We start from the raw sequence: 6,447 nt of genomic DNA on the forward strand, positions 1-6,447 counted from the left end.
ATTCCCCACTGCTGCCTCCCGTAGGAGTCTGGGCCGTGTCTCAGTCCCAGTGTGGCTGATCGTCCTCTCAGACCAGCTACCGATCGAAGCCTTGGTAAGCCTTTACCCCACCAACTAGCTAATCGGACGCAGGCCGCTCTCAAGGCACCCGAAGGCTTTCTGCCGCAGCAGACATGCGGTATTAGCGCCAGTTTCCCAGCGTTATCCCCCACCCCAAGACACGTTCCTACGCGTTACTCACCCGTCCGCCACTAGAGCCGAAGCCCCCGTGCGACTTGCATGTGTTAAGCATTCCGCCAGCGTTCGCTCTGAGCCAGGATCAAACTCTCAGGTTCATACACCAGCCTCTCAGCCAGCATACAAAACCCAATGCCAAACCCATACCCAACACAAACCCAACGCTCACCAGCCATCCCCATGAAACCAAGGATCAACCAGCAAACACGCATACATCCAAAACGCGCTTCCAAAACCAGATACAGTTTTAAAAGAACAAGGCCGTCAGGCAAGCCCGACAGCAAACCGCCTCACAACCGCGAAGCCTTCCTGTTGAGGAAGCCGGAGCGGCTGGTCGGCGATGAACCACTTCTTCGGCGGGGCAGCGATATTGGCGTCTCCGCCCGTTCTCGTCAAGCCCCGACATCGTCGCGGTGAGAGGCTTCTACGCCCCACCCGCAGGCCGGTCAACAGCCGATTCGACCTTTCCGCGCTCGAAACCCGAACTTTTCCGCCGGCCCCTTTCCTCAGCTATCCGCGCTGATCTTGTTGTCGCGGATCACCTTGCCCCAGCGCTCGATTTCCTGGCCGAGGAAGCGCCCACACTCCTCCGGTCCGGTGGCGCGGACGTCGCAGCCCTGCTCCTCAATCCGCGAACGGACATCACCATCCGCGAGGGCCTGCACCAGCGCCTCGTGCATCCGCCGGCGGATCGGCTCCGGCGTACCGGCGCGACCGAGGAAGGCCCACCAGGTCGGCGCATCGAAGCCAGGGAAGCCCTGTTCGGCGAAAGGCGCCGTCCCCGGCACATGCCGGCTCTCCTTCAGCGTCGTCACCCCGAGCGGCCGGAGCGTTCCGGCCCGGATATGCTGGCTGATGATCACCACATTCGACATGAAGAGCGGTACCTGCCCCGCCACCGCATCCTGCACGGCAGGCCCACCGCCCCGGTAGGGCACATGCACCAGGTTGAACCCGCCCTGCTGCTGCAACAGCGTGGTCGACACATGGGCAAGCCCGCCGACGCCCGAGCTCGCGAAGCTGATCGTATCCGGCGCCTTCTTCGCCGCGGCGACCACATCCTGGAAACTGCGAAATGGCGTGGTGCTGTGGGCAACGAGCGCCAGCGGCCCGGTCGCCACCAGGCTGACCGGCACGAAGGCCTCGAGTGTCTTGTAGGGCAGCCGCAGCAGCGTCTGGTTGGTCGCCTCGTTGTCATAAGCGAACATCCAGGTGTAGCCGTCGGGTGCCGCCCGTGCCGCTTCGATGGCGCCGATCGAGCCCGCGGCCCCGCCCTTGTTCTCGATGATGACCGGCTTGCCAAGGATTTCCGCCAGCTTCGGCTGGAACAGCCGGGCGATGGTGTCGGTCGAGCCGCCGGGCGGCCAGGGGACAATCAGCCGGATCGGGCGGTCCGGCCAAGCCTCCTGCGCCCGCAGGAGGCGCGGCGCGGCAAGGCCCGTAGCCGCCAGGGCCAACATCGAACGACGGTTCATGGGGACGTTTCCCGGGATGAATGCACCGCTGCCGTTCTGGACTGCTTCCCGGCGTGGCTCAAGCCCGCAGCCGCGCCTCGAACCCTGCCTCCAGCGCGAAACCCTCCTCGATATGCCGCGCCAGCGCCTCCGAAACCGGAGTCCCCGGCCCTCGCAGCAGACCGATGCCGAACTCCGGCAGGAGCGGCAGCCCCTCCGCCGTCCCGAGCACCCTTACCCCCTCCGGCAGCGGCGCCGGCATGGCGACGGTCACCGCCAGGCCAGCCAACGCCACCGCCAGCGAACCGGAGAGCGACGCCGCCGTATAGGCCATCCGCCAGGGCAGGTCCGCCGCATCGAGAGCCGCCACCGCTGCCTTCCGCCAGGAGCATCCGCCATTGGCGAGCGCGATGGGCAACGGCCGGCGCCGCGCCACCTCCTCCGTCCCAACCCAGAAGAGCGGCCCGCGCCAGAGCCAGCGCGGCCGCGCCCCGAGCGGCTCATTGCCCTCTGAGATCAGGGTAAGGTCGAGTTCTCCCTCCTCGAGCCGCTCCACCAGCTCGTTCGAGGGAGCGCAGGTCACCTCCACCTGCACCGCCGGATGGCTGGCGGCGAAGCGGGCAAGGATCGCCGGTAACCAGCGGATGGCATAATCATCCGGCGAGCCGAGCCGTACCGCCCCGGCCACGGCCGGCTGGCGGAAGGTGGTGTGGATCTCGTCATGCAGGGCAAGCAGCCGCCGCGCCCGTTCCAGCAGCCAGAGCCCGTGCTGGGTCGGCTCTACCCCCTTCGTTCCGCGCAACAGCAGCGGCTGGCCGAGAAGCTCCTCCAGTCGCCGGATCTGCATGGAGACGGCCGATTGCGTCCGCCCCACAGCCTGGGCGGCACGGGTGAAGCTGCCGCCCTCGGCGATCAGGACGAAGCTGCGCAGCAGGTCGGGGTCGAGCCCAGGCGGGATGGAAAGCATGGATGAAGCATCAGCGATCCTGATGAGAACCGTCAATGCAATTCGTTTTCCTTATTGGGCTGCCGAGATCAGCTTATCCGGGTGAGGAGAACCCCGTCATGGCCATCATGAACGCCCGCACCCGTCCCATCTTCTGGCTCCAGCCCAGCCTGCCGGCGCTGCCGAGCCTCCGCGCCATGCTGCGCGCCGCCATCACCCGCCGCTACCTCGCGGAGATGGACGACCGCATGCTGAAGGATATAGGCATCAGCCGGATGGACGCCCGGCAGGAGGCCGAGCGCCTTCCCTGGGACATCACCCCGCCGCGACCTTGATGCAGCGCGCGCTCCGCCCGGGCACGGGCGAGCGCGGCTCCGGCACGCCGGCGAGGCAGGCCGGCTCCGCCTCGGCGCAGCGCGGCGCGAAGGAACAGGCGGTCGGCAGCGCCTCGAGGCTCGGCGGCGCGCCGGGGATGGTGGTCAGCCGCTGCCCGCGCATGCCGCCATGCACCGTCGCGCCGAGTAGCCCGCGCGGATAGGGGTGCAACGGCCCACGCATCATCGCGCCGACCGGCCCTTCCTCCACCACGCGCCCGGCATACATCACCGCCACCCGGTCGGCGATCTCGCCGGCCACGCCGAGGTCATGGGTGACAAAGATCACCCCCATGCCGAGCTGCTCCTGCAGCTTTCGCAGCAGCAGCAGCACCTGGATCTGCACGGTGGCGTCGAGCGCGGTCGTCGGCTCGTCGGCCAGCAGGAGCTTCGGCTTGCAGGCGAGCGCCACGGCGATCATCGCCCGCTGCCGGAGCCCGCCCGAGAGCTCATGCGGATAGGCCGCGAGCCGCCGTTTGGCCGAAGGGATCTGCACCAACTCCAGCAGCTCCAGCGCCCGCGCCATCCCGGCGGCACGGCTGACGCACTCATGCCGCACCACCGTCTCGGCGATCTGCTGACCGATGGTGAAGACGGGGTCGAGCGCCGTCATCGGCTCCTGGAAGATCATGGCGACGTCGCTGCCGCGGAAGTCCTGCAGCTGGCGCTCGTTCATGGCCTGCACGTCGCGCCCGGCCACCTCGATCCCGCCGGTGACGCAGGCGCTCTTCGGCAGCAGCTTCATCAGCGCCCGCAGCGTGACCGACTTGCCGGAGCCCGACTCGCCGAGAATGCAGAGCACCTCCCCCGCCGCGAGATCGAGATCGACGCCGTTCACCGCATGCATGGTGGCGTCGCGCGAGACGAAGCGGACCGAAAGGTCGCGCAGCCTCACCAGCGGGGTCGCGTTGGCGGTCGCCGTCACGGGCCGTTCCATCACGTCGCTCATAGGCATGTCTCCGACATGACGCTCATCACGCAGCCAGCCTCCCCGTCTGCGAATGGCCGCTGCCCGGCTCCGCCATGTGGCAAGCCGCCTCATGCCCGCCGCCGAGCGCCGAATGCACCGGCTCCCGCTCCGCGCAGACACCTTCGGCGAAGGGGCAGCGGGTTCGGAAGCGGCAGCCGGAGGGCGGGTTGATCGGGTTGGGCGGATCGCCCGTTAGCGGCGGTTCGGTCCGCCGCATCCCTGGGTCCATCGAAGGCCGGCTCGCCAGCAGCGCCCTTGTATAGGGATGGGCCGGGCGGTCGTAGATCGCCTCCACCGGCCCCTGCTCAACCACCTGGCCGAGATACATCACAAGGACGCGGTCGGAGATGTACTGCACCACGTTCAAGTCATGGCTGATGAAGACGTAGGTGAGGCCGAATTTCTCCTTGAGGTCCACCAGCAGGTTAAGCACCTGCGCCTCCACCGACTTGTCGAGCGCCGAGACCGGCTCGTCGAGCAGGATCAGCCGCGGCCGCAGCGCGAGCGCACGCGCGATGTTCACCCGCTGCCGCTGCCCGCCCGAGAGCTCATGCGGATAGCGCCGGGCGAAGCTGGCCGGCGCCAGCCCGACCGCCGCCAGGATCTCATGCGCCCTCCCCCGCGCCTCGCTGGCGCTGATCCCGTGCACTTTGGGCGCGAAGGCGATGGTCTCCTCGATGGGCAGGCGCGGGTTCAGCGAGGCATAGCTGTCCTGGAACACCATCTGCACCTGGCGACGGTACTCCTTCAGCGTGATGCCGCCGGTCTGCGCATTCTGCCCCACGCCCTCGCCGTCGAAGACCATGCTGCCGGCATCCGGCTCCATCAGCCGCATCAGCAGCCGCGCCGTGGTGGACTTGCCGCAGCCGCTCTCGCCGACGATGCCGAGCGTTTCGCCCTTGCGCACGGCGAAGGAGACGCCATCCACCGCCCGCACCGTCGCCACGGTGGCGCCGAACAGGCCGCCGCGGATGGGAAAATGCTTCTTCAACCCGGAGAGCAGCAGCAACGGCTGGGCCGGGCCACCGCGATCCAGGGCGGTGTGGGTACTGGGGGATGCGCTCATGGCTCGATGCGCAGCAAGCCCCGTGCCACCGACTTCCCAGCCCCTGGCGACCGCCCTGCCCAATCCTTGGGCAGACCGGCACCGATCAGCCGGGCTTACGGGCGGCCGATGCCGGAGTAATCGAGGCCGGCCTCGCGCATGGCCTCCGGGTCCCAGGCGTTGCGCAGGTCGAGCACCACCCGGCCCCGCATCGCATCGCGCAGCCGCTCCGGCGCCATCGAGCGGTACTCGTTCCACTCCGTCAGCAGCGCCACCGCATCCGCCCCCGTCACCGCCTCCAGCGGCGTCGCCGCGAAGGTCACCGCGCCGGGCAGCGACTGCCGCGCCTGGTGCGGCTGCGGGTCGTGCACCGTTACCTTGGCGCCGGCCGCCACCAGCTTCGGCAGGATGACGAGGCTCGGCGCGTCGCGCATGTCGTCGGTTTCGGGCTTGAAGGTCACGCCCAGGATGCCGATCGACTTGCCCGCCACATCGCCACCCAGCGCCGCGATGATCCGGTCCGCCATCGCCTCCTTCCGCGCGTCGTTCACCGCGATCGTCGTCTCGACGAGGCGCACCGGCGCGCCGGCATCGCGCGCCGTCATCGCCAGCGCCAGCGTGTCCTTCGGGAAACAGCTGCCGCCGTAGCCCGGGCCGGCGTGGAGGAACTTCCGCCCGATCCGCCCGTCGAGACCCATGCCGCGCGCCACGTCATGCACGTCGGCGCCCACCTTCTCGCAGAGGTCGGCGATCTCGTTGATGAAGGTGATCTTGGTCGCGAGGAAGGCGTTCGCCGCGTACTTGATCAGCTCCGCCGTCTCGATGCTGGTGGCGACGATCGGCGTCTCGATCAGATACAGAGGCCGGTACAGCCGGCGCAGCGTGGCGAAGGCCACGTCGCTCTCGGCGCCGAGCACCACGCGGTCGGGGCGCATGAAGTCGCCGATCGCGTTGCCCTCGCGGAGGAACTCCGGATTGCTGGCGACATGGATCGTCAGGTCCGGCCGCACCCGCTGCACGATCTCCTTGATCTTCTTCCCCGTCCCGACCGGCACCGTGGACTTGGTGACGAGGACGAGGTCCTTCTTTGCCGCCCGCGCCACGCCCTCGGCGGCGGCGAAGACATATTGCAGGTCGGCATGGCCATCGCCGCGGCGGGACGGCGTGCCGACGGCGAGGAAGACGCAGTCCGCGCCCTCCATCGCCTCTTCGAGCTTCGTCGTGAAGCTGAGCCGGCCATCGGCGACATTCTCTACCACCAGCTTGTCGAGGCCGGGCTCGTAGATCGGGATCACGCCGCAATGCAGCGCCTCCACCTTCGCCGGATCGGTGTCGACGATGCAGACCTGAATGCCGAACTCGGCAAAGCATGCGCCGGAGACCAGGCCGACATAGCCGGCACCAAGGACCGCAATGCGCAT

The 6,447-nt window shown here is 68.4% G+C and carries 6 protein-coding genes and 1 rRNA gene; 1 reads left to right on the forward strand and 6 read right to left on the reverse strand.

Features of this window, described 5'->3' with window-relative positions:
• From EP26_RS29185 to EP26_RS29195, 3 genes are all read right to left on the reverse strand, one after another.
• Positions 1-335: ribosomal RNA gene (locus EP26_RS29185) — 16S ribosomal RNA — on the reverse strand; the annotation flags it as partial.
• 408 nt (positions 336-743) lie between these two features.
• A complete protein-coding gene (locus EP26_RS29190) occupies positions 744-1,712 on the reverse strand; it encodes a tripartite tricarboxylate transporter substrate binding protein (protein WP_043344657.1) in 969 nt (322 codons plus the stop codon).
• 58 nt (positions 1,713-1,770) lie between these two features.
• The gene (locus tag EP26_RS29195; protein WP_043344658.1) at positions 1,771-2,658 is read right to left on the reverse strand and encodes a LysR substrate-binding domain-containing protein; all 888 of its coding nucleotides are present in this window, start codon (positions 2,656-2,658) and stop codon (positions 1,771-1,773) included.
• Positions 2,659-2,756: 98 nt separating this feature from the next.
• On the opposite strand from EP26_RS29195, the gene EP26_RS29200 reads away from it, so the two are divergent.
• Positions 2,757-2,972: a DUF1127 domain-containing protein gene (locus tag EP26_RS29200; protein WP_043344660.1), complete on the forward strand. Its 216-nt coding sequence runs from the start codon at positions 2,757-2,759 to the stop codon at positions 2,970-2,972.
• Here EP26_RS29200 and EP26_RS29205 read toward each other — a convergent pair.
• From EP26_RS29205 to EP26_RS29215, 3 genes are all read right to left on the reverse strand, one after another.
• Positions 2,953-3,960 carry an ABC transporter ATP-binding protein gene (locus EP26_RS29205; protein ID WP_245624562.1) on the reverse strand — a complete coding sequence of 336 codons (1,008 nt, stop codon included), beginning with the start codon at positions 3,958-3,960 and terminating at the stop codon, positions 2,953-2,955. The genes EP26_RS29200 and EP26_RS29205 overlap by 20 nt on opposite strands.
• A gap of 25 nt (positions 3,961-3,985) precedes the next feature.
• Entirely contained in the window at positions 3,986-5,047 is a 1,062-nt protein-coding gene (locus EP26_RS29210; RefSeq protein WP_043344661.1) for an ABC transporter ATP-binding protein, read from the reverse strand.
• 95 nt (positions 5,048-5,142) lie between these two features.
• A partial coding sequence (locus tag EP26_RS29215; protein ID WP_043344184.1) for a UDP-glucose dehydrogenase family protein occupies positions 5,143-6,447 on the reverse strand: 1,305 nt, incomplete at its 5' end.

Source organism: Belnapia moabensis DSM 16746 (assembly GCF_000745835.1).
GTDB lineage: Bacteria > Pseudomonadota > Alphaproteobacteria > Acetobacterales > Acetobacteraceae > Belnapia > Belnapia moabensis.